This is a genomic window from Altericroceibacterium endophyticum (assembly GCF_009827595.1).
In the GTDB taxonomy this organism is placed as follows: domain Bacteria; phylum Pseudomonadota; class Alphaproteobacteria; order Sphingomonadales; family Sphingomonadaceae; genus Altericroceibacterium; species Altericroceibacterium endophyticum.
This window is the reverse complement of the sequence record NZ_WTYT01000003.1, coordinates 169,719-195,613: the sequence shown is the minus strand read 5'-3', so window position 1 is coordinate 195,613 and position 25,895 is coordinate 169,719. Positions and strand designations below refer to the sequence as shown.

General features: G+C 59.2%; 25 protein-coding genes. 9 read left to right on the top strand and 16 right to left on the bottom strand.

Going from position 1 to position 25,895, the window contains the following annotated elements:
• Positions 1 to 4 precede the first annotated feature (4 nt).
• The 7 genes from GRI91_RS07995 to GRI91_RS07965 form a co-directional block, all read right to left on the bottom strand.
• Positions 5 to 1,342, bottom strand: coding sequence for a S41 family peptidase (locus GRI91_RS07995; RefSeq protein ID WP_160736136.1), 1,338 nt, complete (start codon positions 1,340 to 1,342; stop codon positions 5 to 7).
• An 80-nt stretch (positions 1,343 to 1,422) separates the two neighbouring features.
• Entirely contained in the window at positions 1,423 to 2,664 is a 1,242-nt protein-coding gene (locus tag GRI91_RS07990; protein ID WP_160736135.1) for a murein hydrolase activator EnvC family protein, read from the bottom strand.
• Positions 2,665 to 3,087 carry a 23S rRNA (pseudouridine(1915)-N(3))-methyltransferase RlmH gene (locus tag GRI91_RS07985; protein WP_160736373.1) on the bottom strand — a complete coding sequence of 141 codons (423 nt, stop codon included), beginning with the start codon at positions 3,085 to 3,087 and terminating at the stop codon, positions 2,665 to 2,667.
• 62 nt (positions 3,088 to 3,149) lie between these two features.
• Entirely contained in the window at positions 3,150 to 3,530 is a 381-nt protein-coding gene (rsfS, locus tag GRI91_RS07980; RefSeq protein WP_160736372.1) for a ribosome silencing factor, read from the bottom strand.
• A 114-nt stretch (positions 3,531 to 3,644) separates the two neighbouring features.
• On the bottom strand, positions 3,645 to 4,340 hold the full coding sequence (locus GRI91_RS07975; protein WP_160736371.1) for a nicotinate-nucleotide adenylyltransferase: 696 nt from the start codon (positions 4,338 to 4,340) through the stop codon (positions 3,645 to 3,647).
• Complete coding sequence (locus GRI91_RS07970) at positions 4,327 to 5,370, bottom strand: aldo/keto reductase (protein ID WP_160736134.1); 1,044 nt, start codon at positions 5,368 to 5,370, stop codon at positions 4,327 to 4,329. The genes GRI91_RS07975 and GRI91_RS07970 overlap by 14 nt, the downstream gene beginning before the upstream one ends.
• A gap of 43 nt (positions 5,371 to 5,413) precedes the next feature.
• A complete protein-coding gene (locus GRI91_RS07965) occupies positions 5,414 to 6,685 on the bottom strand; it encodes a glutamate-5-semialdehyde dehydrogenase (protein WP_160736133.1) in 1,272 nt (423 codons plus the stop codon).
• Positions 6,686 to 6,906: 221 nt separating this feature from the next.
• Between GRI91_RS07965 and GRI91_RS07960 the strand changes: the two genes are divergently transcribed.
• Both GRI91_RS07960 and GRI91_RS07955 read left to right on the top strand, forming a co-directional pair.
• Positions 6,907 to 8,070 carry a M23 family metallopeptidase gene (locus GRI91_RS07960; protein ID WP_337190337.1) on the top strand — a complete coding sequence of 388 codons (1,164 nt, stop codon included), beginning with the start codon at positions 6,907 to 6,909 and terminating at the stop codon, positions 8,068 to 8,070.
• The gene (locus GRI91_RS07955; protein ID WP_160736132.1) at positions 8,063 to 8,446 is read left to right on the top strand and encodes a bactofilin family protein; all 384 of its coding nucleotides are present in this window, start codon (positions 8,063 to 8,065) and stop codon (positions 8,444 to 8,446) included. Before GRI91_RS07960 ends, GRI91_RS07955 begins: the two co-directional genes overlap by 8 nt.
• A gap of 141 nt (positions 8,447 to 8,587) precedes the next feature.
• Here the strand turns inward: GRI91_RS07955 and GRI91_RS07950 are convergent, their stop codons facing one another.
• The 5 genes from GRI91_RS07950 to GRI91_RS07930 form a co-directional block, all read right to left on the bottom strand.
• Positions 8,588 to 9,298 (bottom strand): DUF1013 domain-containing protein, encoded by a 711-nt coding sequence (locus GRI91_RS07950; protein WP_419866831.1) that lies wholly within the window; start codon positions 9,296 to 9,298, stop codon positions 8,588 to 8,590.
• Positions 9,299 to 9,443: 145 nt separating this feature from the next.
• A complete protein-coding gene (locus GRI91_RS07945; RefSeq protein ID WP_160736131.1) occupies positions 9,444 to 10,487 on the bottom strand; it encodes a glycosyltransferase family 4 protein in 1,044 nt (347 codons plus the stop codon).
• Entirely contained in the window at positions 10,484 to 11,389 is a 906-nt protein-coding gene (locus GRI91_RS07940; RefSeq protein ID WP_160736130.1) for a UDP-2,3-diacylglucosamine diphosphatase, read from the bottom strand. The genes GRI91_RS07945 and GRI91_RS07940 overlap by 4 nt, the downstream gene beginning before the upstream one ends.
• A gap of 149 nt (positions 11,390 to 11,538) precedes the next feature.
• A complete protein-coding gene (locus GRI91_RS07935) occupies positions 11,539 to 12,153 on the bottom strand; it encodes a glutathione S-transferase family protein (RefSeq protein WP_160736129.1) in 615 nt (204 codons plus the stop codon).
• Entirely contained in the window at positions 12,153 to 13,136 is a 984-nt protein-coding gene (locus GRI91_RS07930) for an NAD(P)H-quinone oxidoreductase (RefSeq protein WP_419866830.1), read from the bottom strand. The genes GRI91_RS07935 and GRI91_RS07930 overlap by 1 nt, the downstream gene beginning before the upstream one ends.
• Before the next feature lie 122 nt (positions 13,137 to 13,258).
• Between GRI91_RS07930 and GRI91_RS07925 the strand changes: the two genes are divergently transcribed.
• The 7 genes from GRI91_RS07925 to GRI91_RS07895 all read left to right on the top strand — a co-directional run bounded on the left by GRI91_RS07925 (position 13,259) and on the right by GRI91_RS07895 (position 23,422).
• Positions 13,259 to 13,465, top strand: a complete 207-nt coding sequence (locus GRI91_RS07925) for a DUF1192 domain-containing protein (RefSeq protein WP_160736127.1) — start codon at positions 13,259 to 13,261, stop codon at positions 13,463 to 13,465.
• Positions 13,466 to 13,663: 198 nt separating this feature from the next.
• The gene (gene clpA / locus GRI91_RS07920; RefSeq protein WP_160736126.1) at positions 13,664 to 16,063 is read left to right on the top strand and encodes an ATP-dependent Clp protease ATP-binding subunit ClpA; all 2,400 of its coding nucleotides are present in this window, start codon (positions 13,664 to 13,666) and stop codon (positions 16,061 to 16,063) included.
• 108 nt (positions 16,064 to 16,171) lie between these two features.
• Positions 16,172 to 17,944: a M1 family metallopeptidase gene (locus GRI91_RS07915; protein ID WP_160736125.1), complete on the top strand. Its 1,773-nt coding sequence runs from the start codon at positions 16,172 to 16,174 to the stop codon at positions 17,942 to 17,944.
• 81 nt (positions 17,945 to 18,025) lie between these two features.
• Positions 18,026 to 19,033, top strand: coding sequence for a ligase-associated DNA damage response exonuclease (locus tag GRI91_RS07910; protein WP_160736368.1), 1,008 nt, complete (start codon positions 18,026 to 18,028; stop codon positions 19,031 to 19,033).
• A 93-nt stretch (positions 19,034 to 19,126) separates the two neighbouring features.
• On the top strand, positions 19,127 to 20,722 hold the full coding sequence (locus GRI91_RS07905) for a cisplatin damage response ATP-dependent DNA ligase (protein WP_160736124.1): 1,596 nt from the start codon (positions 19,127 to 19,129) through the stop codon (positions 20,720 to 20,722).
• A gap of 508 nt (positions 20,723 to 21,230) precedes the next feature.
• Entirely contained in the window at positions 21,231 to 22,424 is a 1,194-nt protein-coding gene (locus GRI91_RS07900; RefSeq protein WP_237437741.1) for a DUF3644 domain-containing protein, read from the top strand.
• Between the two features lie 338 nt (positions 22,425 to 22,762).
• Positions 22,763 to 23,422, top strand: a complete 660-nt coding sequence (locus GRI91_RS07895) for a YoaK family protein (RefSeq protein WP_160736123.1) — start codon at positions 22,763 to 22,765, stop codon at positions 23,420 to 23,422.
• Positions 23,423 to 23,465: 43 nt separating this feature from the next.
• Here GRI91_RS07895 and GRI91_RS07890 read toward each other — a convergent pair whose 3' ends face one another.
• From GRI91_RS07890 to hemB, 4 genes are read right to left on the bottom strand one after another with little or no spacing between them, the layout of a single operon-like run.
• Positions 23,466 to 23,744 carry a DUF167 family protein gene (locus GRI91_RS07890; protein WP_160736122.1) on the bottom strand — a complete coding sequence of 93 codons (279 nt, stop codon included), beginning with the start codon at positions 23,742 to 23,744 and terminating at the stop codon, positions 23,466 to 23,468.
• Positions 23,725 to 24,291 (bottom strand): gamma carbonic anhydrase family protein, encoded by a 567-nt coding sequence (locus GRI91_RS07885; RefSeq protein WP_160736121.1) that lies wholly within the window; start codon positions 24,289 to 24,291, stop codon positions 23,725 to 23,727. The genes GRI91_RS07890 and GRI91_RS07885 overlap by 20 nt, the downstream gene beginning before the upstream one ends.
• Positions 24,288 to 24,869 (bottom strand): GNAT family N-acetyltransferase, encoded by a 582-nt coding sequence (locus GRI91_RS07880; RefSeq protein ID WP_160736120.1) that lies wholly within the window; start codon positions 24,867 to 24,869, stop codon positions 24,288 to 24,290. The genes GRI91_RS07885 and GRI91_RS07880 overlap by 4 nt, the downstream gene beginning before the upstream one ends.
• Positions 24,862 to 25,857, bottom strand: a complete 996-nt coding sequence (gene hemB / locus GRI91_RS07875; protein WP_160736119.1) for a porphobilinogen synthase — start codon at positions 25,855 to 25,857, stop codon at positions 24,862 to 24,864. Before hemB ends, GRI91_RS07880 begins: the two co-directional genes overlap by 8 nt.
• Between the last annotated feature and the right edge of the window lie 38 nt (positions 25,858 to 25,895).

Sequence of the window (25,895 nt, the reverse complement as noted above, 5' to 3'; positions counted from 1 at the left end):
GCGCTTATTTCCGCGCCGACATGACAGCGGAGCCCGCACGGCGCAGCGTGTTCAGGGCGTAATGCAGCTGATAATCCTCGATCCCCTGCTCCTCCAGCTCTTCCGCTGTGGCCGAGAAGCGCGGATCATCCCGATTGTCGCTTTCGAGCTCTTTGTCTTCCAGCTCGATCTCATTCACCAGATGGCCGCGCAGATCGCTTTCGCGATAGGAATATTTCGCGCGCTTTGCGGCATCGGGATCGGACAATTGCGGCACGCGGATATCGGGTTCGATCCCGCCTTCCTGCACAGAGCGCCCCGAGGGTGTGTAATAGCGGGCCGTCGTCAGTTTCAGCGCGCTGTTCTGTGTCAGCGGCAAGAGCGACTGGACACTGCCTTTACCAAAGCTGCGCTGCCCCATGATCAGCGCCCGGTGCTGATCCTGCAGCGCGCCGGCCACGATCTCACTGGCGGAGGCGGAGCCCGCATCGATCAGCACGATCATCGGCACATCTTCGGCGACATCGCCCGGAAAGACCGTTTCGGCATCATAATAGATCGTATCGCGGGCCGAACGGCCGCGCTGTGACACGATCTGCCCATCATCCAGAAACAGATCGGAGAGGGCAATGGCTTCATCCAGCGAACCACCCGGATTGCGGCGCAGATCCAATACGATCCCGTTAAGCTCACCGCCGGCTTCGGCACGCAGGGCGGACAATGCATTATTGACGTCATTGCCCACGTCGCGGCTGAATTCATTGACGCTGATGACGCCAATCTTGCCGTCCTTCAATTCATGCGTCACCGGCTCCAGCTCAATCACACCGCGCGTTACGGTGAGTTCGAGAGGTTCATCACGGCCTGGGCGGACGATCGTCAGATTGATGGAGGTCCCGGCCTTGCCGCGCATCTGGGCAACGGCCTCGTCCAGTTCCAGCCCGTAAATAAGCTTGCCATCAATATGGGTGATATAATCGCCCGCCTTGATTCCGGCCTTATCCGCCGGGCTCCCCTTGAACGGAGAGACGACCTTCACCGCGCCATCATGCATCTGTACCGAGATGCCAAGCCCCTGATAATTGCCATCAATCATCGTTTCGAGGCGCTGCAAGGCGGCGCCGTCAAGATAGGATGAATGCGGATCGAGCGCGGCCAGCATACCGTCAATCGCGCCTTTGATCAGCACGTCATCATCGACCTTGTCGACATAACTCGCTTTCACCCGCTGATACACGGCGTAGAGTTTCGCAAATTCGGGGGCCGTGCGTCCTTCCACCTGGGCAAAACCCGCAGTCGTCGCGGGAAGCAGCGCCACAGCTGTCAATAATGCCGAAGCACGCAAAGCGGGAAGAAATTTCATTCAGCAAGCCTTTCCTTTGGTCGCTTCCTATAGGCTTTCCGGGCTGAACGCCAGATTATGCTGGCTGGCAATTCATAGCTTTAATCGATCAAGCTGAGGGGATTTACCGGCTCACCCTTGTGACGCAATTCGATCATGACCGACGGGTTCCTGTTTTCGGCATGTCCGATAGGCGCACCGGCAATCACCGTATCGCCCACTTTTACCGACAGATCTCCCAGCCCGGTAATCAACGTGGTCCAGCCAGCATCATGTTCGAGAATGATGATTCGGTCATAACCGCGATAGGGCCCGGCAAAGGCAATACGCGCCTTGGCCGGAGCAATAATCTGCGCCCCGCCTTGCGTAGTGAGCACGAGCCCCTGACTCACATTATTGCCCATCTTTGCGCCAAATCCGGTCACGATTCGCCCATTGGCGGGCAGAATATAGGCTGGTTTGCCGGCAGATTGCGTGGATTGGGGTTGCGGCCGCGGGCTCTGCCTTGCTGCTGGCTGCGCGGCCGTTGTACCGGGCTCTGGCCGCAAGACAGGGCCGGGTAATGCTGCCAGCGAATCGCGCAATTGCGCCCGCCGCTCAAATTCATCGGACAGGGACTGCAAATCCTGCGCCCGTTCGGCCAGACTGAGGGCGCGCTCCTGCTCGAGTCTGGCCGCACGCAGATTTTTGCTGGCAAGGTCACGCCGGGTTTGCTCGAGAGCCTGCAACCGCGCACGGTTTTTCAGCCGGCGGGCTTCCTCCTTGCGCTGCTGCGCCAATGCCTCTGCCGCCTCTGCGCGCAAATGGGCACTGCGCCGCAGATCATTGCGCAGATCACGCGTGCGGTGCTGAATATCGGGCATGATGGCCGCCAGTGTCGCCTGCAGATAGACGGTTTCGCGCAAGTCGCCGGGGCGGGCCAGCCCGAACAGAACAGGCCGCCGCGCGATTCGCTGCAATCCGCCGGTCAGCCCGATCAGCGGGCGCTGCTTCTCCCCCAGGTCACGTTCCAATGCCTGTTGCTCGCGCCGCGCCAGTGCCAGCCGCGCCTCCGCTTCGGCCACGGCGGCCTCGGCCGCCTGAATATTGGCAGCCAGCCCGGCGGATTTCATGGCCAGCTCATCCGCCTGATCGGCCGCCTGTGCGGCGCGCTTTGCCAAATCGGCGCCGCGCTGCGCCGCTTTCTTCTGATCCGCCTGCGCCCGGCGCCAATCGGCCTGAATGGCGTCGTTCGACGAATAGAGGGGCAAATCCTCGCCCTGGCCGCTGGCCGCCAGTGACAGGCATAGCGGCAGAGCCACAATCAGGCACGAAGCCGGCCAGAAGCGCGTGCGCCGCATCATTCAGCCAGATCGATGATAGGGGTGCCCCGCCAGAATGGCGGTGGCGCGAAAGAGCTGCTCCATCAGCATCGCCCGGGCGAGCAAATGGGGCCAGGTCGCTGCGCCAAAGGCAAACAGCAGATCCGCTTCCTCGCGCTCCGCGCGGTCATGCCCATCCGCTGCGCCCAGCACGAAGCGGGTTTCACGAATGCCGTCATCACGCCAGCGGCCCAGCAAGGCAGCGAAATCTTCCGAATTGAGCTGTTTGCCGCGCTCATCCAGCAGGACGGTGCGAAAAGGGGTTTGCGGGGACGGGATTTTCCCGCCTGTTTCAGGAAGCTCGGTCAGCCGCATGGGCCAGGTGATCCGTTTTTCATAACGGGCCACAAGTTCCGCTTCGGGAGAACGTCCGATCTTGCCACGGGCTATTACATGCAACAGCATGTCTGCCGCCATAGCCGCCTCCCCCCGTCAGGGGAAGGCGCAGAGCATATGGACAGCGAGCCTTACGCCCGACCTGCGGCGAGCGGAGACTCTTCCCCGAAATTCCACATCCGTTCCAGATTGTAGAAACCGCGTACTTCCGGACGGAAGAGATGCACGACCACGTCACCGGCATCGATCAGCACCCAATCGGCACCGGGCAGCCCTTCGACACGCGGCGAAGAATAGCCAGCATGCTTGATGCGCTCGGCCAGTTTGCCCGCCATTGCGGCCACCTGACGAGTCGATCGACCCGAGGCGATGATCATGTGATCGGCAATACTGGATTTGCCTTCAAGCGGAATGGAAACCAGATCTTGTGCCTGGTCATCGTCAAGGCTCTTGAGAACCAGTTCGTGTAGCGAACCGGGTTCGGCCTGGATGGGGGGTGTGCTGTCAGCCATAATGGGTGGGTTCTGGGTGCCGGACAAGTCCGACGAAGTCTGCGCATTGTTCATCGCAGGCAAGATAGCTCCTATTTCTGCGGGGAGTAGGGAAAGGCCCGGATAAGCGCATTATCATACGCCCGAAACCTCTTCCAAAGGATGAATAAGGGAACGCGTAAGTCCATCTCTGAGCGGCGCGCCATCAAGACGTTGAGCCCAGTGCGGATCCATGCGGCGAATCTGCGTCGCCGATCTGGGATCGGGATCAAAACGCAATTCTATCAGCGCCGGTGCGCTCCATTCAAACCGGTTCCGAAAGCTGGAAGCGGGCAGCCGGTAGCGCCGCAGCCAGGCCATCGCGGGGCTCGCGATAGCGGCATCATCATAACCCGGGCGCGCAATAACCGCAATCGGCATTTCACGGGCGATGCCGCGCCAGTTCCGCCAGCGGTGGAATTGCGCCAGATTATCCGCCCCCATCAGCCAGACAAAACGGCGTTTGGGATACCGTCGGCGGAGCGCTTTGAGCGTTTGTACCGTATAGGGCGAGCCCAGTTCGCGCTCTATCGCGCTCACTTTAATGGGCGCGCGGCGGGCCATTTTGCGGGCGGAGCGCAGCCGGGCATAAAGCGGCGCCATCCCTGCGCGCGGTTTCAATGGGTTGCCGGGTGATACCAGCCACCATGCCTCATCCAGACCGAGCGCATCCAGCGCGAATAATGTGATGCGGCGGTGGCCGCCATGGGCAGGGTTGAAGCTCCCCCCCAGCAGCGCGGTTGCCGGCCCGGCCTGCCCCGTCACGCCCCGCGTCCGTTCACTTGTCGGCAGGATCGCTGCCAGCGACCGCACCGGAGCGATATTCACTCTGACGTTCGATCATCCAGCCGGGATATTCCGGCGCGGGCGGGCAGCATGCATCCAGCCGCTCCATGTGCGAATCGCTCAATTCAACATCGACCGAGGCCAGATTGTCAGCCAGCTGATCCGCCCGTTTGGCGCCAATGATCACACTGGTAACAACCGGCTTCTTCAGCAGCCAGGCCAAGGCGATTTGCGGAATGGTGGCGCCGGTCTCCCCGGCGATATCCCGCATTGCATCAATGGCATCGAAGCCCTTTTCCTTGTCGATCGGCGGAAAATCGAAATTGGCGCGGCGGCCTTCATCATCCCCATCCCGGCTATATTTGCCCGACAGGAAACCACCGGCCAGCGGGCTCCAGACCATCAGGCCGAGCCCTTCACTTTGCAGCATCGGCACGATTTCACGCTCCAGGTCGCGCCCGGCGATGGAATAATAGGCCTGCAGCGACGCGAAGCGCTCCCATTCCCGCTTATCGGAAATGCCCAGCGCTTTCATGATCTGCCATGCAGCCCAATTGGAAACACCGATATAGCGGGCCCGGCCTGACCGGACGATATCCTCCAGGCCGCGCAGCATTTCCTCAACCGGCGTTGCCGGGTCCCAGCCATGCAACTGATACAGATCGACATGATCGAGCTGCATCCGCTCCAGGCTGGCATCTATCTGGGCCAGCAAGTGATAACGCGACGTTCCGCGATCATTCACCCCCTGCCCCATCGGCCCCATGGCCTTGGTCGCAATCACGACATCCTGCCGCGCGATGCCCAGATCCTGCAGCGCCTGACCGGTCATGCGTTCGGAAATGCCGTTGGAATAGACATTGGCGGTGTCGATGAAGTTGATCCCCGCATCCACCGCTTGTTTCACAAGGCTGGTGGATGCGTCCTGATCAAGACCGCCAATCTTGCTCCACATTCCGTCTCCGCCAAAGGTCATGGTGCCGAGACAGAGTTCGGACACATAAAGACCCGTGCGGCCAAAAGGTTTGTAGAGCATAGCTATATCCCTGATTACTGAGGCACGTTATTCCGGCAGACGATCAGCGCGTCTGGCCGGTTCCGCGTACCTGCCATTTATAGGTCGTCAGACCTTCCAGCGCGACCGGGCCGCGGGCATGCAGACGACCGGTCGCAATACCGATTTCCGCACCCAGGCCGAATTCGCCGCCATCGGCAAACTGGGATGACGCATTCACCATGACGATGGCGCTATCCACTTCGTTGAGGAAGCGATCACGCGCAGCTTCATCCTCGGTCACGATCACATCGGTATGGCCGGAGGAATGGCGCGCAATGTGGTCGAGCGCGGCATCCAGATCATCCACCATGGCGACCGACAAGACTGCATCGAGATATTCGGTATCCCAATCATTCGCCGTGGCCGTGCCGACGCGGCCATCCAGTTCGCGAATCCGCTCATCACCGCGGATTTCACAGCCCTTATCCAGCAGATTGGTCACAACATCCTTTGCCGCCGGGAAATCCGCATCGATCAGCAGGGTTTCCATCGCACCGCAAATACCGGTGCGCCGCATCTTGGCATTCAGCGCGATATCGCGGGCCATTTCCGGATTGGCTGCCGAATGAATATAGGTGTGGCAAATACCGTCCAGATGAGCCAGCACCGGCACACGTGCTTCGGTCTGCACACGCGAAACGAGGCTCTTGCCGCCGCGCGGCACGATCATGTCGATCAGGCCGGATGCCTTCAGCATGGCACCCACCGCTTCACGGTCCTGAGTCGGCATGAATTGCACGACATCACCCGGGACACCGGCCTTTTCCAGACCGCGCACCATGGCGGCGTGAATGGCGCGATTGGAATGCACTGCTTCACTGCCCCCGCGCAGCAGCGCGGCATTGCCTGAGCGAACACAAAGCGCCGCTGCATCGGCCGTAACATTGGGCCGGCTTTCATAAATGATGCCGATCATGCCGATCGGAATGCGGACGCGCGACAGGCCCAAACCACTCGGTGCCGTGCTCTGATCGATCACATCGCCCACCGGATCGGGCAGGCCAGCAACCGCCTCCACGGCCGAAGCGATGGCATCCAGCCGCTCTTTATCCAGTTTCAGGCGATCAAGCATCGCCCCGGTCAGACCGTTGCGCTCACCAGCAGAAACGTCTTTTTCATTCTCAGCGAGGATCGTTTCCGCATCATCCCGCAGGGCCTGTGCGGCCGAACGCAGACCGGCCGCCTTGTCGTCTGAGCTCATGCGCGCAAGCTGGCGCTGCGCCGTGCGGCCTGCACGGGCAAGATCTTCAACAAGGGTTACAGTATCGTTCTGGTCTTTGGGTTGGGTAGACATAGCGCTCCAGCTTTTGCGTGATTTTTTCAAGTTCTTACCCTTTTCAATGGGGTGAAATCGGCAAATTGCAAACCGATTCCCGCGAATCCGGCCGGGTTCCCGCTCCTGGAAACGGTTCACCGCGATTAATAAACCGTTCAGCTTGAACTACGTGCTCTTACTTTCAGCCCGCTCCCCTGCTTGTTAGGTAAACATCATTGTTAACCAGACGGGGGATCGTCTTGGATAAAAATGCCGTTGGCGGAATACGGGACCGCCTGCGGAGCTGGTTTCCAGATCGTGAATTCTTCATGCGGTCGCAGGGTCAGGTCCGTTTCGTTAAGTTGAGCTCGAAACTGCAAATGTCGCTCGCCGGCGGTGCTGCAGCGGCCCTGTTGTTATGGGGCGGGTCCATGGGGGTCATGGCCGCGCTGCAATATCAGGCGAGTTCAGAGCTCGAATCACTCGATCAGCGGGCCGTTCAGGTGGCCAATGCAGAAGACCGGGTCCGCGCCTATCGCGACGATATTGGCAAAGTCGCCAGCGATCTGGAAGAACGGCAGGATTTCATCGAAAAGATAGTCGATATGCTGCCCCCCGACATGGTGGAAGACGCAGCGACCGAAACCTCCGAGGACGAGGAAGCGGCAGAAACGGTTGCCAAGGTTTCCGCCATTTTGCCCGAAGCGGCAGGCCTCGCCCGGATTGAAGCCAAGCAATTGGCCTTTGTCGATCGCCTGACTCATTACGCCGAACGGCGTGCCAACCGCGCCGAAGAGGGGATGCGGCGATTGGGGCTGGACCCGCGGCGCATGCTTGCAGCCGCCCAAACGGCACAAGGTGGCCCGCTGGAACAGCTCTCTACCAGCCGTGACGGCACGGTCGATCCGCGTTTTGAAAAGCTTGGTCTTACGCTCTCACGCATGGATGCGCTTGAAAGAGGACTACAGAGCGTTCCCCAATTCATGCCGGCCGATGTCAGCCATATCTCTTCCGGCTTTGGTTATCGGCGCGACCCCTTCACCGGCGGTGGCGCCATGCATAAGGGCCTCGATTTTCGCGGAAAAACCGGGACGCCGATTCATGCCGCTGCGGAAGGCAAGGTCAGCTTTGCGGGCCGCCGGTCGGGCTATGGCAGAGTCATTGAAATCACCCACGGCAATGGATTGATGACCCGCTACGCCCATATGTCCGCCTTCAAGGCGAAGCGCGGGCAAATGGTGAAGGCAGGCGACATCATCGGTGCCATCGGCTCCAGCGGGCGTTCAACCGGGCCGCATCTGCATTTTGAAGTGCGTATCAACAATCGCGCGGTCAATCCGCGTCCTTTCCTGGAGAATGCTCCGCATGTTCTGGAAGATGTCCGCGAAGACCAGCCAGTCCGAATTCGCGAACGCGATGACTAAGAGCGCCACTTTCTCCATCATTGGCCCCGATGTGACTCTCAAAGGGAATATCGAGGCCGGGGCCGATCTTCATATTGATGGAAGTGTCGAAGGCGATGTTACGTGCGCGGCGCTGATCCAGGGGGCAAGCGGCAACATAGAAGGCTCGATTACCGCTGACAGTGCCCGTCTGGCCGGCGAAGTATCCGGCAGCGTCAAAGCCGCTCAACTGGTGATCCTGAAGTCCGCTCGGCTACATGGTGACGTGGAATATGAAACGCTGACCATCGAACAGGGCGCCTCTGTGGAAGGGCGCTTCGTCCCCATGCAAACCGAGCAGCACAGCGATCAGAGCCACAACGCAGACAAACAGGCCCATTTGATCCTGGCGAAGTAAGAGGCAATTGGCCCTGATGCGACCCACATAAGGATTACCGGCACCACTCACTGCCGCGCTTCACTGCAGTTCATCGGACAAAAAAAAGGCTGGCGAATATCTCCGCCAGCCTTTCCAAATTCATTTATGAAGTGCCAGAGCTCAGTTGTCTGAGCCGCCTGCTTCAGATGCCCGCTTGGCCAGAAGCCACGCTTCGGCTTCGGCTTCCTGCGCCGCTTCGACTGCAGCGCGTGCGGCATCATCACGTTCAGCGCGCAGCTGTTCGATCAGCTTTTCCTTCTCATTGCCCGATTCGACAACCGGCATATCCTCGGCATCATCGCTCTGCGGCAGGTTCTTGGCCGCCTTGGCCACCGCTGCATCCAGTTCGCGCTGAGAGCACAGACCCAGCGTCACCGGGTCCTTCGCCTGAATATTCTGGATATTCCAATGCGAGCGTTCGCGAATGGCGTTGATCGTGTTGCGCGTGGTGCCGATCAGCTTCGAGATTTGCGCATCCGACATTTCCGGATGGCTGCGCAGGATCCATGCGATGCCATCTGGTTTGTCCTGACGCTTGGAAACCGGCGTATAACGCGCGCCTTTGGTGCGGCTGACTTCCACCGGAGCGCGGTGCATTTTCAGGCGATACTCGGTATCTTCCTGACCGCGTTCGATTTCTTCATGCGTCAATTCGCCCGAATGCACCGGATCGCGTCCGGTATATTTGGCGCTGGTCAGATCATCTGCCATTGCCTGCACTTCAAGTATGTGCAGGCCACAGAAATCAGCGATCTGCTCAAAGCTCAGCGATGTGTTGTCGACCAGCCAGGAGGCGGTCGCATGGGGCATCAGAGGGGTCGGCTGCGCCACAATACTCTCCGGTGAATGCAAGCGTGCAAAATATAAGGGCCGCTCCTGGGGGAGCGGCCGTTGAACCATCTATTTAGGCTCTTTCCCCCTTTGGGGCAAGCATTTGCGGTATTCACCCGCATTAGAGGCGCATAAAAACGCAATCTCAGGCCGCGTGAGCATACAATTGCGTCATGGCGGGCGCCGTATCCTCAGGCTCCAGAGCATCGAGAAATTGCTTCGCGCTCGCATCCCAGCTGAATTTTTGTGCCCGCGCCAGACAATCCTCCCTCTTCAATTGCAAAGCGCGCGCTATCGCCTCTTCGAGCCTCTCGTCCATTGCCCCGGACACATCGTCCAGCACATCCAGCGGCCCGGCCACAGGATAGGCCGCCACCGGTGTCCCGCAAGCCAGCGCCTCGATCATCACCAGCCCGAACGTGTCCGTTCGGCTGGGGAACACAAACACATCAGCCCCGGCGTAGCAGGCGGCGAGTTCCGCCCCGCTTTGCTTGCCCAGGAAGCAAGCCTCTGGAAATCGTACCTTGAGCCCCGCCAGGGCCGGGCCGTCCCCCACCACCACCTTGGTTCCGGGATGATCGTTGGAGAGAAACGCCTCGATATTCTTCTCCACCGCTACGCGGCCAACATAAAGCTGGATCGGGCGCGGCATGTCGAAAAAGATGTCCGGCGGCGTCACGACAGGGCTGAAACAGGTGAAATCGACGCCCCTGCTCCAGCGGCGCAATCGGGTGATACCATTGGCGCGTAATTGATCGGCCACCCGGTCTGTAGCCACCATCACCCCTGAGGAGGGACCATGGAACCAGCGGATAAAAGGCCAGAACATCGCACTGGGCAGGCCTGTGCGGCGCGCGAGATAATCCGGGAATTGCGTGTGATAGGCCGTGGTAAAGGGCCGCTTGCGGCGCAAACAATATCGCCTCGCCGCCATCCCCAGGGGACCTTCGGTGGCGATATGAACCGCTTCTGCGTCGAACTGATCAATCATCCGCGCAACTGAGCGCGTTCCGGCCAGAGCAAGGCGAATTTCCGGATAAGTCGGACAGGGTATGGATGAAAAGCAATCAGGCGAGACGACCAGTACCTCATGCCCGCGCCGTTCGATTTCAGCGCGTACCGATTGCAGCGTACGGACGACACCATTGACCTGCGGTGCCCAGGCGTCGGTGACCAGGGCGATCTTCATGCGGCCACTGCCCGAATGGATTTTACCGCGGAAATCTCTGCTTCTGATGCTTCCCGTTTGGCCACTTCTTCGGGCCAGTGGAGGATCTCCATCCGGCCATCGAAATGTTCGACCAGCGCGGTGCAGCCTTCCACCCAATCGCCATCGTTGAAATATTCGATACCGTCGAATTCCCGGATTTCCGCGGTGTGAATATGCCCGCACACCACCCCGTCAACGCCGCGCTCCCCGGCGGCGCGCGCCACGATTTCTTCATAGCGCGAGATGAATTCAACGGCGTTCTTGACCTTGTGCTTGGCGACTTTCGACAGTGACCAATAGGGCAGACCGAAGCGGGACCGGATAGCATTGACCCACTGATTGAGGCCCATCAGCAGGTGATAAAGCGCATCACCCACCACCGCGAGCCAGCGGTGCGCCAGCATGATGGCATCGAATTCATCCCCATGCAGCACCATCAGACGCCGGCCATCGGCAGTGGTGTGAAACGCCGCCCGGGCAATTTCCACGTCGCCGAACTTCATGCCGCAAAAGGGGCGAACCATTTCATCATGATTGCCGGGAATATAGACGATGCGCGTTCCGCGCTTGGCGCGTTTCAGAATGCGCCAGACCACGTCATTGTGAATCGCGGGCCAATATAGCTTCTTCTTCAGCCGCCAGCCGTCAATGATATCACCGACCAGATACATCGTTTCGGAATCGGTGTTGTCGAGAAAATCGATCAGCAATTCGGCGTTGCAGCCCTTCGTGCCGAGATGAACGTCGCTGATCCAGATCGTGCGGAATTTGCGTCGCTGCCGCTCAGCGGGCTCCGGCACAGATGGTTCATGGGCATGCAAATCCGGGAAAGCTGCCACACCTGTCTGTTCAAGTAGATTGGGATCTAAATTATCAAACATCCGCCAATACCCCTCAAGACTGCAACAATAGATGCCTTGAGTTCGAATTTATGGCAGACAATTATGACACAAGATCCACAATCGGGAGACAGTTCAGCGACTTTGTTACATTCCCATGTCAAAGTAATCGCTTGAACTTACAAGTAAATTCAATCCATGGGTACGTAGTTGGGCAGATCCTCAATCCGGCGAAGCCAGGCACAGACCTGGTCATAATCCTGCAGCCGGAACCCCCCGGCCTCTGCCACATGCGTATAAGCGTAGAGCGCAATATCGGCGAGGCTGATCGCATCCCCGACGAACCATTCACGCCCGGTCAAATGGCGATCCATCGCCTTGAGCGCTTCATCCCCGGCAATGCGTTTCGTCATGATCTGCGATTTTTGCTGGGTGGAAAGATTGTTTTCCCCCACGAAATGCAACCAGAAACGCAAGGTCGCGATATTGGGTTCATGCGCGGATTGTTCAAAAAACATCCAGCGCAGCATATTCGCGCGGTCAAAACTGTCGTCGGGAATCAGCGCCGTGTTTTCACCCAGAAACCAGCAGGCCGCATTGCTTTCCGGAAGGAAATGATCGCCGACCTGCAGCACCGGGATGCAGCCACTGGGGTTTACCTTGGACAGGAATTCGGTGGTGCGCGTTTCACCCTGCAGAATATCATATTGCAGGCGCTGTAGCGGCAGCCCAAGCAAATGAGCCGTGAGGCGGATTTTGTAGCAATTGCCGCTACGTGGATCTTCATGAAGCAGCAATTCGTCCATTAACCGTGAACCTCCAGAACTATTTTTCCGATATGGTCGCCCGCTTCCATATGACGGTGGGCATCCGGCGCATCACTCAAGGCAAAACTGCGGTCCATCACTGGACGCAGACTGCCATCTTCGACCAGAGGCCACACATTGGCGGCAATTTCCTGCGCCAGCAGGGTTTTGAATTCATCCGATCTGGCACGCAGAGTTGATCCGGTAATCGTTTGTCGCCGCATCATCAGCTGCGCCATATTGATGGTCGCCTTCGCGCCGCCCAATACCGCGATTGTCACCAGGCGCCCCTCCACACTCAAAGCCTTCAGATTGCGCGGCGTATAATCGCCTGCGACCATATCGAGCACACAATCCACGCCTTTACCACCCGTAAGTGTCCGGACTCGCTCAACAAAATCTTCCTGCTTGTAATTGATGGCATGGTCAGCGCCGATCTCGCGCGCTCTGGCGCATTTGTCCTCGCTGCCGCAGGTCACAAACACCGTCAGGCCGAATAGTTTGCCCAGCATCGTCGCCATCGTACCAATGCCACTGGTCCCGCCATGAACCAGCAAGGTATCACCTTCCTTTACCCAGCCACGCTCAAACACATTGTGCCACACGGTAAAGAGCGTTTCCGGCAAGGCCGCTGCTTCTTTCAGCGACAAGGATTCGGGAACGGGCAGGCAATGGCCGGCCGGGACAAGGCAATATTCCGCATAGCCGCCACCGGGCACCAGCGCGCATATGCGATCCCCGATCGCCAGGGCATCCACATCATCCCCAATCGCGGCGATCTCTCCGGCGACTTCCAGCCCGGGCAGCGGCGATGCCCCCTCTGGCGGAGCGTAATTGCCTTCGCGCTGAAATATGTCGGGCCGGTTCACGCCCGCAAATGCAACCTTTATGAGCACTTCTCCGGCACCTGGCCGGGGAACATCGCAAGTCACAAGCTGCAGGCTGTCGGGCCCGCCGGGCCGGGCAATCTCCATAGCAGTCATCGTGTGCGGCAAGCTGGATCCCATGGCGACGATCAGGCTCCTCTGTCCCGGTTAACGCTTTCTCTACGCGTAAACCCATGGACCATTGACAGCAAGGCATCACCGTCCGATGTTGCCCTGTAATGATTGACGAAGATCTCCCCCCCAAGCGCGGAGATGCCGCGGGCCAGCTCAGCCAGGAAAGCCTAGACAGCTATTCTCAGCACGAGCTGACCGCCCGGATTCGCCTCCTCGAAAGCGAGATTGACCGGGTAAAGGCCCATTTCTCACGCGTGGCCGAACATCGCAAGGCGGCCGATGCGCTTTTCAGTCCCAGAGAAACCGATTGAGGCAGGGCTGCCTCATCCCCATTTCCGGCAATGCCAACCCCTCGCAATTTTGCGACAACATCCCATATCCTGAAGGCCGGAGTGTTACGCACCGGCTTCTCTATTCTGCGTTCCGCCGTGGTTCATGTTCGGTCTTCACTCTGAAGATACCAGCAGTGGCTGATACGGATCGTATTTCCACCCCAATGGATATTTATTATGCCTAGCTTTGCACAAAGCCTCGAAAAAACTCTCCACAATGCCCTTCAGAATGCCAGCGACCGTGCGCATGAATATGCCACGCTCGAACATCTTCTGCTGGCGCTGGTGAAGGATAACGATGCCGCAGAAGTGATGAATGCCTGCGGCGTGGATATTGAAGAGCTGGGCACCGTGATCAAACAATATCTTGATCAGGAATATCAGTCTCTCAAGACCGATGAGGATGGCGATCCGCAGCCGACCGCCGGGTTCCAGCGCGTTATCCAGCGCGCCATCCTGCATGTGCAATCATCCGGCAAAGACACGGTGACGGGCGCAAATGTGCTGGTCGCGCTGTTCTCCGAACGGGATTCCTACGCCGTTTATTTCCTGCAGCAGCAGGATATGAGCCGGCTCGATGCCGTCAGCTTCATCAGCCATGGCATTGGCAAGAGCGGCCGGCAAATCGGTTCAGCCGTGCCGGAAGGGACGGAAGAAGCAGCCGATCCCGCCGCCGAAAAGGCTGAAAAGAACAAGAAGGAAACCGCGCTCGACCAGTTCTGCGTCAATCTGAATGAAAAGGCGAAAGACGGTAAGGTCGACCCGCTGATCGGACGGGGCCCAGAGGTGGACCGCACGGTGCAAATCCTGTGCCGCCGGTCCAAGAACAACCCGCTCTACGTTGGCGATCCGGGCGTCGGCAAGACCGCCATCGCCGAAGGTCTGGCGCGCAAGATCATTGAAGGTGACGTGCCCGAAGTGCTGCTCGACGCGGTAATCTATTCGCTCGATATGGGCTCCCTGCTGGCTGGCACGCGGTATCGCGGTGATTTTGAAGAGCGGCTGAAACAGGTTGTGTCAGAGCTTGAGAAGATGCCTGAGGCCGTGTTGTTCATTGATGAAATTCACACGGTCATCGGTGCTGGCGCAACCAGTGGCGGCGCAATGGATGCCTCCAATCTGCTGAAGCCCGCCTTGTCGGGCGGTACGATTCGCTGCATCGGCTCCACCACCTACAAGGAATTCCGCAATCACTTCGAGAAGGATCGCGCTTTGCTGCGCCGGTTCCAGAAAATCGATGTGAACGAACCCTCGGTCGAAGATACGATCAAGATCCTGAAGGGGCTGCGTTCGGCCTTTGAAGAGCATCACAAAGTCAAATATACGCCCGATGCGATCAAGACCGCGGTGGAGCTTTCCAGCCGTTACATCAATGACCGCAAGCTGCCCGACAAGGCAATCGATGTGATCGACGAAGTCGGCGCCATGCAGATGCTCGTTCCGCCCAGCCGCCGGCGCAAGACCATCACCGGCAAGGAAATCGAGAAGGTCATTGCGACCATGGCCCGGATTCCGCCGAAATCGGTCAGCAAGGACGACAAGAAGGCGCTCGAAACTCTGGGCCGCGATCTGAAACGCGTCGTCTTTGGGCAGGATAAGGCCATCGAAGTCCTCTCCACTGCGATGAAACTGTCCCGCGCGGGCCTTCGCGATGCGGACAAGCCGATCGGCTCCTTCCTGTTTTCCGGCCCCACCGGCGTCGGCAAGACAGAAGTCGCCAAGCAGCTGGCCAATATCATGGGCATTCCCATGCAGCGTTTCGATATGTCCGAATATATGGAACGCCATTCGGTCTCGCGGCTGATCGGCGCGCCTCCGGGCTATGTCGGATATGATCAGGGCGGCCTGCTGACCGATGCAATCGACCAGCAGCCGCATTGCGTGCTGTTGCTGGATGAAATCGAGAAAGCCCATCCCGACCTGTTCAACATTCTGTTGCAGGTGATGGATAATGGCCGGCTGACCGACCATCACGGCAAGACCGTGGATTTCCGCAATGTCGTGCTGATCATGACCACCAATGCCGGCGCATCCGACATGGCATCGCAAGGCATCGGTTTTGGCGATGTGTCGAAGGAAGACGCGAGTGACGAGGCGGTGAAGCGGATGTTCACCCCTGAATTCCGTAACCGGATCGATGCCATCGTGCCCTTTGGCTATCTTGGGACCGGCACGATCAGCCGCGTGGTCGACAAGTTCATTCTCCAGCTCGAATTGCAGCTGGCCGACCAGAATGTGCATATCCAGTTTGATGGCGATGCGCGCAAATGGCTCGGCAAGCGGGGCTATGACCGGCTCTATGGCGCACGCCCGATGGGCCGCCTGATGCAGGAAAAGGTCAAGCAGCCGCTGGCGGAAGAACTCCTGTTCGGCAAATTGGCGCAGGGCGGCGAAGTGCATGTGAGCGTAAAGGACGAAAAACTCGCCTTTGAGCTCACCCCTGCCCCGCCCAAGGTGAGCAAGGCGAAGAAACGCAAGAAACCGGCGGCGAAATCGACACCAGCCGCCGATAAATCGGAAACGACCCCGCCCAGCACCGACTTGAATGATGCCAAGGGTGAGGAAAGCCAGGACTGATCCTGCCTCAACCGGTACTCACAAAACCACCCGAAGCACGGCTGCTTCGGGTGGTTTTTTAGTGCTTTACGACTGGACAACAGGTTTCATCTGCGACCAAGGAGGGTGATGCTTATCTCCTCTGCCCTGCTGCACCGCCCGCTTGCCTTTGCCGTTCTGAGCCTGTCCGCCGCATGCTGGAGCATGAGCGCCCAGGCCGCTGCAGATGACTCGCCCGCCATTGCCGAACAGGCGCCGCTGAGCGAGTACACTGCCGACAGCGGTGCGGCGCTCGACCCGGTGCGCGCAGCCATGGAAACGCCCTATCTGGCTTTGTCGCTGACTGTCGATCCGGCGACGGAGACGATTGAAGGCGCGGCGCATTATACGGTGCGCGCCACTGCGCCGCTTACCAAGCTGGGCTTCGATCTCGATCCCCGGCTCCAAACCCATGCGATCAGCGTCAATGGCCAGACTTTGCCTCGCTCCAGCTGGGCCAATGACGACGGACGGCTGAGCCTGATGCTGCCTGAGCCATTGGCCGCGGGCGAGGAAACCCGGCTGACCATCACCTATGGCGGGAAGCCGCGGATCGCGCCCAAGGCGCCGTGGGATGGAGGATTTGTCTGGGACGAGACCGAGGATGGCCAGCCATGGATCGCCACGGCGGTCCAGACCAATGGCTGTGACCTGTTCTGGCCCTGTATTGACCATCCATCCAAGCGCGTGACCACGCTCGACCTCTCAGTCACGGTGCCCGCGCCGCTGGTGGTCGCTGCCAATGGCCGTTTGCAGTCGGTCCAGGAAGCTGACGGCTGGAACACCTATCGCTGGCGCGCGCATGCGCCCAATGGCTATGGCGTATCGCTGCAAATCGGCCCCTATGAGCTGGCCGAGCGGACCTATCACAGCCGTTATGGCAACGATATTCCGCTGAAATTCTGGTATCTTCCAGGGGACCGGGAAGGCGCTGAAAAGATGCTGGGAGAAATGACGCTCTTTCTCGACTTCTTTGAATCGACTATCGGCCCCTACCCCTGGAGCGCAGAGAAAGTTGGCCTGGCCCAGACCCCGCATCTGGGCATGGAGCATCAGACCATCAATGCCTATGGCAACGACTTTATCCTGTCGCCCGAAGGGTATGACTGGCTGATGCAGCATGAATTCAGCCATGAATGGTTTGCCAATCAGCTGACCAATGCCAGCACCGCCGATATGTGGCTTCATGAAGGCTTTGGCACCTATATGCAGCCGCTTTTTCTGCGCTGGGCCAAAGGGGAGACGGCCTATCGCGTCGAACTGTGGAAATTGCGCAAGAAAATCATCAGCAAGGTTCCGCTGGCCCCCGAAAAACAGATTTCCAGCGAGCTTTATAATGATGATGAAGCCGGTTGGGGCGCCGATATCTATTACAAAGGTGCCTGGATTCTGCATACTTTGCGCGAATATGTGGGTGATGAGGCTTTCCTCGCCGCGACCACGCAGTTGACCTATGGCCGTGCCGATCCGCGCCCCGGCAATTTCGATTGGGTCCTCGCCGATACGAATGATTTCCAGCGGGTCTTCGAAAACGTAACCGGCAAGCAACTGGGCTGGTTCGTGGAAGCGTATTTCCGCCATGCAGAATTGCCCAGGCTGGTGACGCAGCAAAATGGCACCCGGCTTGATCTGCGCTGGGAAAGCGGTGCCGATATGCCTTTCATCCTGCCAGTGGAAGTGCAGATCGGAGACCGGATTGAAGTGGTGGATATGAGCGGCGGCACAGGACATATCGACCTGCCGCAGCCAGACACCCATTTTGTGATTGATCCCGACACCCGCATCCTGCGCTACGATGCGGATATTGCCGCATGGCAGGCACAAGAAGAAGCGAAGGACGAAGCACAGCAGTCAGACGATTAACGCAGACCGCTGACACCGAGCGAGGGATAAAGCCGCTCAATGACTGCGGAACCGGTTGGGCCATCCAGCCATTTCCTGTCTATGAGCGCAGCATTTTCATGGATCCGGCCCGAACCGCATGGGATCCATATCGTGCCTGCCAATTGCTGGATCGATCCCTCTCGCGCGGTGGATACGGCTTTGGTCACTCATGGCCATGCCGATCATGCGCGCGGCGGGCATGGGACCACCATAGCCACGCCCGAAACGCTGGCCATCATGAAACTGCGCTACAACACTGCCGAGGGCGCGCAGCCTGTGCACTATGGCGAAGTGACAAAGCTGCCCGGCGGCGTTCAGGCCAGCTATATCCCCGCTGGCCATGTGCTGGGATCGGCGCAGATATTGCTCGAACATGCAGGCGAGCGGGTGATCATTACCGGCGATTACAAGCGCCGTCCCGACCCCACCTGCCCGCCATTTGAGGTTACTCCCTGCGACATCTTCATCACGGAGGCGACTTTCGGTCTGCCGCTGTTTACCCATCCCCCGATCGAAGAGGAAATGGCCAAATTGCTGGCGCGGCTGAATGCCAATCCGGAAGCCTGCGTACTGGTGGGCGCCTATGCACTGGGCAAGGCGCAGCGGGTCATCGCCGAATTGCGCCGCGCAGGCCATACAGATCCGATCTATCTGCATGGCGCGATGGAGAAGATGTGCCGGCTGTATGAAGAATTCGGTGTCGATCTGGGCGAATTGCGACTGGTTGCCGATCATACGAAGGAGGAAATGCGCGGCAGCATCATTATCTCGCCGCCCTCCACGCTGAATGATCGCTGGAGCCGCCGCCTGCCCGATCCGATCACCGCCATGGCTTCCGGCTGGATGCGCGTCCGTCAGCGCGCGCGGCAGCGCAATGTCGAATTGCCGCTGATCATTTCCGACCATGCCGACTGGAACGAGCTGACCCGCACCATTGAAGAGGTCAACCCGCAGGAAAGCTGGATCACCCATGGCCGTGAAGAGGCGCTTTTGCGCTGGTGCCAGCTTCATCAGCGGCGCGCCCGCGCGCTTTCCATGGTGGGGTACGAGGATGATGAGGATGACTGACACGATGCGCCGCCTCTTCCCTGTCGTCACTCCGGCGCGAGAGTCCCGCCTGCGCTGGCCTGCCAAGAGCGGGTTTGCCGGAGCATTCCGCTGATGCAGCAATTCGCCGCCCTCCTCGATGCGCTGGTCTATACATCCTCGCGCAATGCCAAGCTCGCGCTCATCGCAGATTATCTGCGCCAGACCCCTGACCCGGACCGTGGCTGGGCGCTTGCCGCGCTGACCGACGGGCTGGATTTCAAAGCGGTCAAAGCCAGCACCATCCGCAATCTGATGAAAGAGCGGGTCGACCCGGTGCTCTGGTCCCTCAACCGCGACTTCGTGGGTGATACGGCAGAAACCGCCAGCCTGCTGTGGCCGAATCCAGTGGGCGAAACGCTTCCCCCGCCCTCTGTTTCCGAAACGGTGGACATGCTGCAGGCCATGAACCGCACCAGCGTAGTCACCGAACTGCCCCGCTTGCTTGACCGGCTCGATGTGTCCGGCCGCTATGCGCTCATCAAGCTCGCGACCGGGGCCATGCGGATCGGCATTTCCGCAAGGCTTGGCAAAGTGGCATTTGCGCAGAGTTTTGGCGTGTCGGTCGATGATGTTGAGGAATATTGGCACGGAATCGCGCCGCCCTACAGCGAATTGTTCGACTGGGCTGCCCATGGAAAGGCCCCGCCCGATACCGAAAACATGCCGCTGTTCCGCCCCTTCATGCTGGCCCATCCGCTGGAGGATGGCACGGTCGATCTTGCGGATTATGTGGCCGAATGGAAATGGGACGGGATTCGCGTGCAACTGGTCCATGCAGGCGGCGAGACCCGGCTCTATTCGCGGTCGGGCGATGATATCACCGCCACTTTCCCCGAAATGGCCGAAGCGCTGACGATTCCCGCCGTGCTCGATGGTGAATTGCTGGTGCAGGGCCAGCATCAGGGCGGAGAGGCCGGCGGCGCGGCCAGTTTCAACGCATTGCAACAGCGCCTCGGGCGCAAAACGGTCAGCAAAAAGATGCTGAGCGAATTGCCCGCCTTTGTCCGGCTCTATGATGCGCTGAGTCTGGAGGGAGAGGATTTGCGAAGCCTCCCGTGGGAGCAGCGGCGGCAAAGACTGGAATCTTTTCTGCCCCGCCTGCCCGCGCCCCGCTTTGATCTCTCCCAGATCGTTGAGGCACGCGATTTTGCCCATCTGGCGCAGATCCGCGAAGGCACCCGCGCCGATGCGATTGAAGGGCTGATGCTCAAACGCCGCGATTCCCCCTATGTCGCGGGGCGCAAAACCGGCCTGTGGTATAAGTGGAAACGCGATCCGCTGCTGATCGACTGCGTGCTGATGTATGCCCAGCGCGGCAGCGGCAAACGCTCCAGCTTCTATTCGGACTATACATTCGGCTGCTGGGATGGCGACCCCGACCAGGGCGCAGAGCTGCTTCCGGTGGGCAAGGCCTATTCGGGCTTCACCGATGAGGAATTGAAATTCCTCGACAAACATGTCCGCCAGCACACCATCAACCGCTTCGGCCCGGTGCGCGAGACCGACAAGAGCCTCACCTTCGAAGTCGCCTTTGATTCCGTGCACCTGAGCAAACGCCACAAGTCCGGCCTCGCCATGCGCTTCCCCCGCATCCACCGCATCCGCAAAAACAAGCCCGTCCATGAAGCGGACCGGATTGACACTTTAAGAGCGATGGTGCGGGATTGAGGTTGGCTGAGGTTTGCAATGCCATGGCGCATTTGCTCCCGCATTTCGGTCATTCCGTCTTCTAAATCGAGCGACCAAAAACGGACATAAAAAGAGGGGGTGTGTCGTGGTCGAATTGTTGGACGAGCCAGAACGTCGGCTTTGGGATTGAGAATTGTCTCAAGCCGACATTAATTCATGAGATTAAGCGCGACAGTTGCTCGCCCTTTTTGTGGCCGTTCTGCGTACCGAAACACGCTCCAACGAACTGACGTCTGTCTAGAGAGCGTTAATGCCAAGTTCGTCTGAAATCTCGACTGCTGCTTCGTCCCGTGGTTGAACTAAAGACAAGACGGTGAATCCGTCACAAAATGCGTTCAACCTAAGCGGTCACACGCTTGAGTTTACGCAACTCGCCTTCCCCCGTCTCGAATGCTTAGTGCAACTATTTGAGTTGGTAATTTAACCTCTGTTGCCCGGCCGCCCAGAAAATGGAATCATTAAAGCGCGTAGGGGGAGAAAAATTTAGATGGCCAGCAGAAATCGTGAGGGTGCGCTGACCGGGACTGAGAAGTCTATTGTGAAGGCGCTACTCGCCAAAGGGTGGCGCAACCAAGATATCCAAGCACTCGTCAACGTCGGCCGTAAGGCGACGATTAACAGCGCGCGCATAACTGAGACAAAGAATGACGCCGCGATCGCAGCAGCCAGCGACGACGAGGTTGAGTTCTTTCAGATCAGGAAAAGTTCCTACGACCACAACACAGGCTTGAACCTGTTTGACGACGAGCGGCTCGTCCGGGCACGCGAGGCGATGATCTTGGCCGTCCAAGTATTTAACAGCCCGTCAATGCGGTTCAAGACTGAAGTCTTCACGATGCTCGCAAACGTCGCGTGGACCTATTTGATGCACGAGCATTACGAGCGGAAAGGAGTGAAGATCGTCGGCAAGGATGGTCGTTCTATCCTTCTGAGCCAAATCGTCGAGCGCCACGATTGCCCTCTGTCGAAGGGTATTAAGGGCAATTTGCGTGCGGTAAAGCTGTTGCGCGACGACGTCGAGCATAAGTTATTAGGCCGTGCCGACTCTAAGTGGCTCGGCCTGTTTCAGGCGTGCTGCCTCAACTTCGACAAGTGTATGTGCGAGTTGTTCGGCGCGCAACTCACCTTGTCGAACGAACTCGCCTTCGCTCTTCAGTTCACGAAGTTGAATTTCGACCAAGCTTCCACCCTTAACAAATATGAGATCCCGGGCGAGATAGATGCCATCGATGCCCGGCTGCGCGAAGGTATGTCCGAAACAGATATCGCCGATTTGGAATTTCAGTTCCGCGTTGTCTACACTCTAGATGCCGTCACGAAGTCACGCGCACATTTCCAGTTCGTCCAGCCGGACTCAGCTGAGGGCAAGGATATTCGCAATGTACTGGTCCAGCACAAGCTGGCAGACCATCTCTATCCACATAAGCCCCGAGACGTCGTGAAGAAAGTAGTCAAGGCAACGGAAGTGGCGTTCACGCAGCACAACCACACGCAAGCGTGGCGCATGTTCGAGGTGCGGCCACGCAATGGTGCCGCGCAGCCGGAGAACACAAATCGCGATTACTGCATCTTCCATGCTGCCCACGGCGACTACACATTCTCGGACCAGTGGGTGCAGAAGCTGGTGAACGTTTGCGGCAACGCGCAGCAGCTCCAAGAACTAAAATCTTTCAAGTTATAGGCTTTGCTCACAAAGAGTGCGCACGCCAGCATAGCTCTTTGCGGTGGTGTTTGCGCACGAAGCGAAGGAAAGCAAAGAGATCATCGAACGTCTTGTGCCGCTTTAGGAGAATTCGCGACACCATCTGACACGACCCGTTTTCAACCAAAACGCGATCTCCCGTTTTTCGTCCGCCATACCAAAGGGTGAAGGCTTGCGGACCCGTCAATTGTTTTGCTCGAATGTCCGCTAACGGCCCAATATATGTCGTTCGAAATTGACCACCGAATCCGCTTCCCAAAACCCTAGCCCCAATCCCCGATTGAGCCTCCTGCCTTAGCGGAGTAGAGCTGCCCGCCATGCAACGTCTTTCTTCTTCGCAGCGCCGCCTGGCTATTGGGCTGGCGGGGTTGGCTGGTTTTGTGGATGGGGTGGGGTTTCTCTCTGCCAATGGCTATTTCGTCTCCTTCATGTCGGGCAATACCACGCGGTTGGCGGTGGATCTGGTGACGGACACGCATATGGCCCGCATTCCGGCCTTGCTGATTGGCGGCTTTGTGCTCGGCGTGCTGGCGGGCGGTGTGGTGGCGCTGAAAAGCGGGATGCAGCAAACGCGCAATGTGCTGATCCTTGTCACTGCGTTGCTGCTTGGCGGGGCGCTGGCCTATGCGCTCGGTTCGGTGGCGCTTTCGGTCGGCTGCATGGTGCTCGCGATGGGGGCGCTCAACAACAGTTTTCAGCGCGATGGCGGCAGCCCCTTCGGTCTCACCTATATGACCGGAGCGCTGGTCCGTTTCGGGCAGGGTCTCGCCTATTGGCTCTGCGGCAAGACGGTGCCCGGTTTCGGTGGGTTGCTGGCGCTCTGGTTCGGCCTGTCGAGCGGCGCAGTGGCCGGGGCGCTGGCTTACAGCCAGTTTGGCGGGTGGGCCGTGGCGCTGGCCTGCGCCCTTTCGTGCATCGCCGTGCTTGCCACGATCCGCATTGGCCCCGATCCGACCATCCATCACGACGGTGAATAGGGCGGATTTTCATTCTGCCCCATCACTCCGCCGGATCTGCGCCTTAGTGAATCTGCACCATTTTCTCGCGCGAAGTGTCCCCCCGCACCAGCGTGATCCGCGAAGGGGCAAGGCGCAGCGCTTTGGCCAGCATGGCAATGACCGCGTCATTGGCCTCCCCATCCTTCGGCTTGGCGCGGGTTTTGAGGGTAATTCCTTGCCCCGCAATGCTGATACTCTCGCTGCGGGCCCCCGGAGTCACCCGCACAGCCAGCCGCCCCTCCCCGTCACATTGAGCGAGGATATCCGCAGCGGGTGGGAAATCAGGCTTCGGTTTCGCCACGAAGCGCCGCCTTGTGCCGCCGGGCCAGTTCCACATAGCGCACACTTTGAAACGCTACCTTGGTGGCCTGTTCTTCTGACAAGGTGCGCATGAATTTCGCCGGACGTCCGGCCCAGATCTCGCGCTCCGGAATCACCTTGCCGGGGGACAGCAAGGCCCCTGCGGCCAGCATTGCATGGCGGCCAATCCGCGCGCCATCCATTGCAATGGCCCCCATGCCGAGGAAGGCGTGATCCTCCAGCACGCAGCCATGGGCGGTGGCCATATGGCCGATCACGCAATCATCGCCGATAATGGTGGGATTGCCCTCTGTGTCCGGGCGCGGCCCCTCCACATGGATCACGGTTCCATCCTGCACATTGCTGCGCGCGCCCACTTCGATCCGGTGAATATCGCCGCGCAGTACGCAATTATACCAGACCGATGCGTCGGGGCCGATGGTCACATCGCCGATAATCCGCGCACCCGGCGCGATGAAGGCGCTATCATGAATTTGCGGCACCTTGTCTTCAAAAGGCAGGATCAAGGCCCCGGGATGGCGGGTCATAATGCCTGCGTCTCCCACTCTGCGCGGGTGATGGAATAGACAATGATGGGGCCTTCATCGCCGAAATCATCACTCGCGAAGTCGAGATCCTCGCGCCGGCGCATGCCGAGACGTTTCATCAAGCCCCAGCTACCCTTGTTGCCCATCACAGTCAGTGCAATCATATGTGGCGCGCCGAATTGTTCGAACCCGGCCTCCATGCACGCTTCTGCCGCCTCACGCGCATAGCCGCGGCCCCAGCTGTCTTCGCGAAAGCGCCAGCCGATTTCCATATCGCCCTGCGGTCCGCCGGGCTGATTGGCCCGTTTAAGCCCGCAAAAGCCGAGGATTTCACCCGCAAGATGCCCGCCATCCGGCTTGCGTTCGACCACCCAGAAGGTGAAGCCGAAATCGCGCGCATAGCCTTCCAGCCGCTCTTTCACCGCAGGCCGGGTCATCCGGTTGCTGCCACCTTCCAGCACACCGCCCAGCCACCGCATGACTGCAGGCGTGTCGGTATGCTGGAAAAACGGCTCCCAATCTTCCTCTCGCCAATCGCGCAGGATGAGCCGCTCTGTTTCGAGGCGAAACTCAGCCATGGAGAATCCGTGATGCCAGCGGCGCGTGATAGGTGAGAATGCCCGAGCAGCCCGCGCGTTTGAATGCCATCAGCGTTTCCATCACCAGCGCTTCACGATTACCGGCACCAGCGGCCGCAGCGGCTTCGATCATCGCATATTCGCCGCTCACCTGATAGGCGAAGACAGGCACTTCGAAGCGTTCCTTCACCCGGCGGACGATATCGAGATAAGGCAGGCCTGGCTTCACCATCACGCTATCCGCGCCTTCGGCCAGGTCCAGCGCCACTTCACGCAGCGCTTCCTCCGAATTGGCGGGATCCATCTGGTAATTCGATTTATCCGCCTTCAGCAGCCCGCTTGATCCCACGGCATCACGGAAGGGGCCATAGAAGGCCGAGGCATATTTGGCGGCATAGGCCATGATCTGAACATTGTGGTGCAGGCCCTGCTCCAAGGCCTCACGGATCGCACCGATGCGGCCATCCATCATATCCGACGGCGCGATGATGTCGGCCCCCGCCTCCGCCTGATTGAGGCTCTGGCGGACAAGAATATCGACCGTGGCATCATTCAGCACATAGCCGCTGTCATCCAGCAAGCCGTCCTGCCCATGCGCCGTATAGGGATCGAGCGCGACATCGGTAAGAATACCGATGGAATCGCCGCAGGCATCGCGGATCGCCTTCGTTGCGCGGCACATCAGATTGTCGGGGTTGAGCGCTTCGGCCCCGTCATCACTCCGGCGATCGGCCTGGGTGTTGGGGAACAGGGCCAGACAGGGAATGCCGAGTTCTACCGCCGCCTTGGCCTGTTTCGCGATCCCGTCCAGCGACCAGCGTGACACGCCGGGCAGCGAACCGACCGGTTCCTCCACCCCATGCCCTTCAGTCACGAAGAGAGGCCAGATCAGGTCAGCAGGGGAGAGCTGGTTTTCGCGGTGAAGCGCGCGGCTCCAGGACGTGGCGCGCGGACGACGAAGGCGGGTAGCGGGATATGATGCAGTCATGCGCCCTTCCCTGCCGCAAATGGCGCCGCTACGCAACG

Bases quoted from the DNA above. Each gene is read 5' to 3' on its own strand.
- GRI91_RS07995 (WP_160736136.1), bottom strand. From the start codon at position 1,342: ATGAAATTTCTTCCCGCTTTGCGTGCTTCGGCATTATTGACAGCTGTG.
- GRI91_RS07945 (WP_160736131.1), bottom strand. From the start codon at position 10,487: ATGAAGATCGCCCTGGTCACCGACGCCTGGGCACCGCAGGTCAATGGT.
- GRI91_RS07880 (WP_160736120.1), bottom strand. From the start codon at position 24,869: ATGGCTGAGTTTCGCCTCGAAACAGAGCGGCTCATCCTGCGCGATTGG.
- GRI91_RS07905 (WP_160736124.1), top strand. From the start codon at position 19,127: ATGCAGCAATTCGCCGCCCTCCTCGATGCGCTGGTCTATACATCCTCG.
- GRI91_RS07915 (WP_160736125.1), top strand. From the start codon at position 16,172: ATGCTTATCTCCTCTGCCCTGCTGCACCGCCCGCTTGCCTTTGCCGTT.
- hemB (WP_160736119.1), bottom strand. From the start codon at position 25,857: ATGACTGCATCATATCCCGCTACCCGCCTTCGTCGTCCGCGCGCCACG.
- GRI91_RS07935 (WP_160736129.1), bottom strand. From the start codon at position 12,153: ATGGACGAATTGCTGCTTCATGAAGATCCACGTAGCGGCAATTGCTAC.
- GRI91_RS07900 (WP_237437741.1), top strand. From the start codon at position 21,231: ATGGCCAGCAGAAATCGTGAGGGTGCGCTGACCGGGACTGAGAAGTCT.
- GRI91_RS07925 (WP_160736127.1), top strand. From the start codon at position 13,259: ATGATTGACGAAGATCTCCCCCCCAAGCGCGGAGATGCCGCGGGCCAG.
- GRI91_RS07965 (WP_160736133.1), bottom strand. From the start codon at position 6,685: ATGTCTACCCAACCCAAAGACCAGAACGATACTGTAACCCTTGTTGAA.
- GRI91_RS07895 (WP_160736123.1), top strand. From the start codon at position 22,763: ATGCAACGTCTTTCTTCTTCGCAGCGCCGCCTGGCTATTGGGCTGGCG.
- GRI91_RS07910 (WP_160736368.1), top strand. From the start codon at position 18,026: ATGAGCGCAGCATTTTCATGGATCCGGCCCGAACCGCATGGGATCCAT.
- rsfS (WP_160736372.1), bottom strand. From the start codon at position 3,530: ATGGCTGACAGCACACCCCCCATCCAGGCCGAACCCGGTTCGCTACAC.
- GRI91_RS07955 (WP_160736132.1), top strand. From the start codon at position 8,063: ATGACTAAGAGCGCCACTTTCTCCATCATTGGCCCCGATGTGACTCTC.
- GRI91_RS07930 (WP_419866830.1), bottom strand. From the start codon at position 13,136: ATGACTGCTATGGAGATTGCCCGGCCCGGCGGGCCCGACAGCCTGCAG.
- GRI91_RS07940 (WP_160736130.1), bottom strand. From the start codon at position 11,389: ATGTTTGATAATTTAGATCCCAATCTACTTGAACAGACAGGTGTGGCA.
- GRI91_RS07970 (WP_160736134.1), bottom strand. From the start codon at position 5,370: ATGCTCTACAAACCTTTTGGCCGCACGGGTCTTTATGTGTCCGAACTC.
- GRI91_RS07985 (WP_160736373.1), bottom strand. From the start codon at position 3,087: ATGCTGTTGCATGTAATAGCCCGTGGCAAGATCGGACGTTCTCCCGAA.
- GRI91_RS07885 (WP_160736121.1), bottom strand. From the start codon at position 24,291: ATGACCCGCCATCCCGGGGCCTTGATCCTGCCTTTTGAAGACAAGGTG.
- GRI91_RS07990 (WP_160736135.1), bottom strand. From the start codon at position 2,664: ATGATGCGGCGCACGCGCTTCTGGCCGGCTTCGTGCCTGATTGTGGCT.
- clpA (WP_160736126.1), top strand. From the start codon at position 13,664: ATGCCTAGCTTTGCACAAAGCCTCGAAAAAACTCTCCACAATGCCCTT.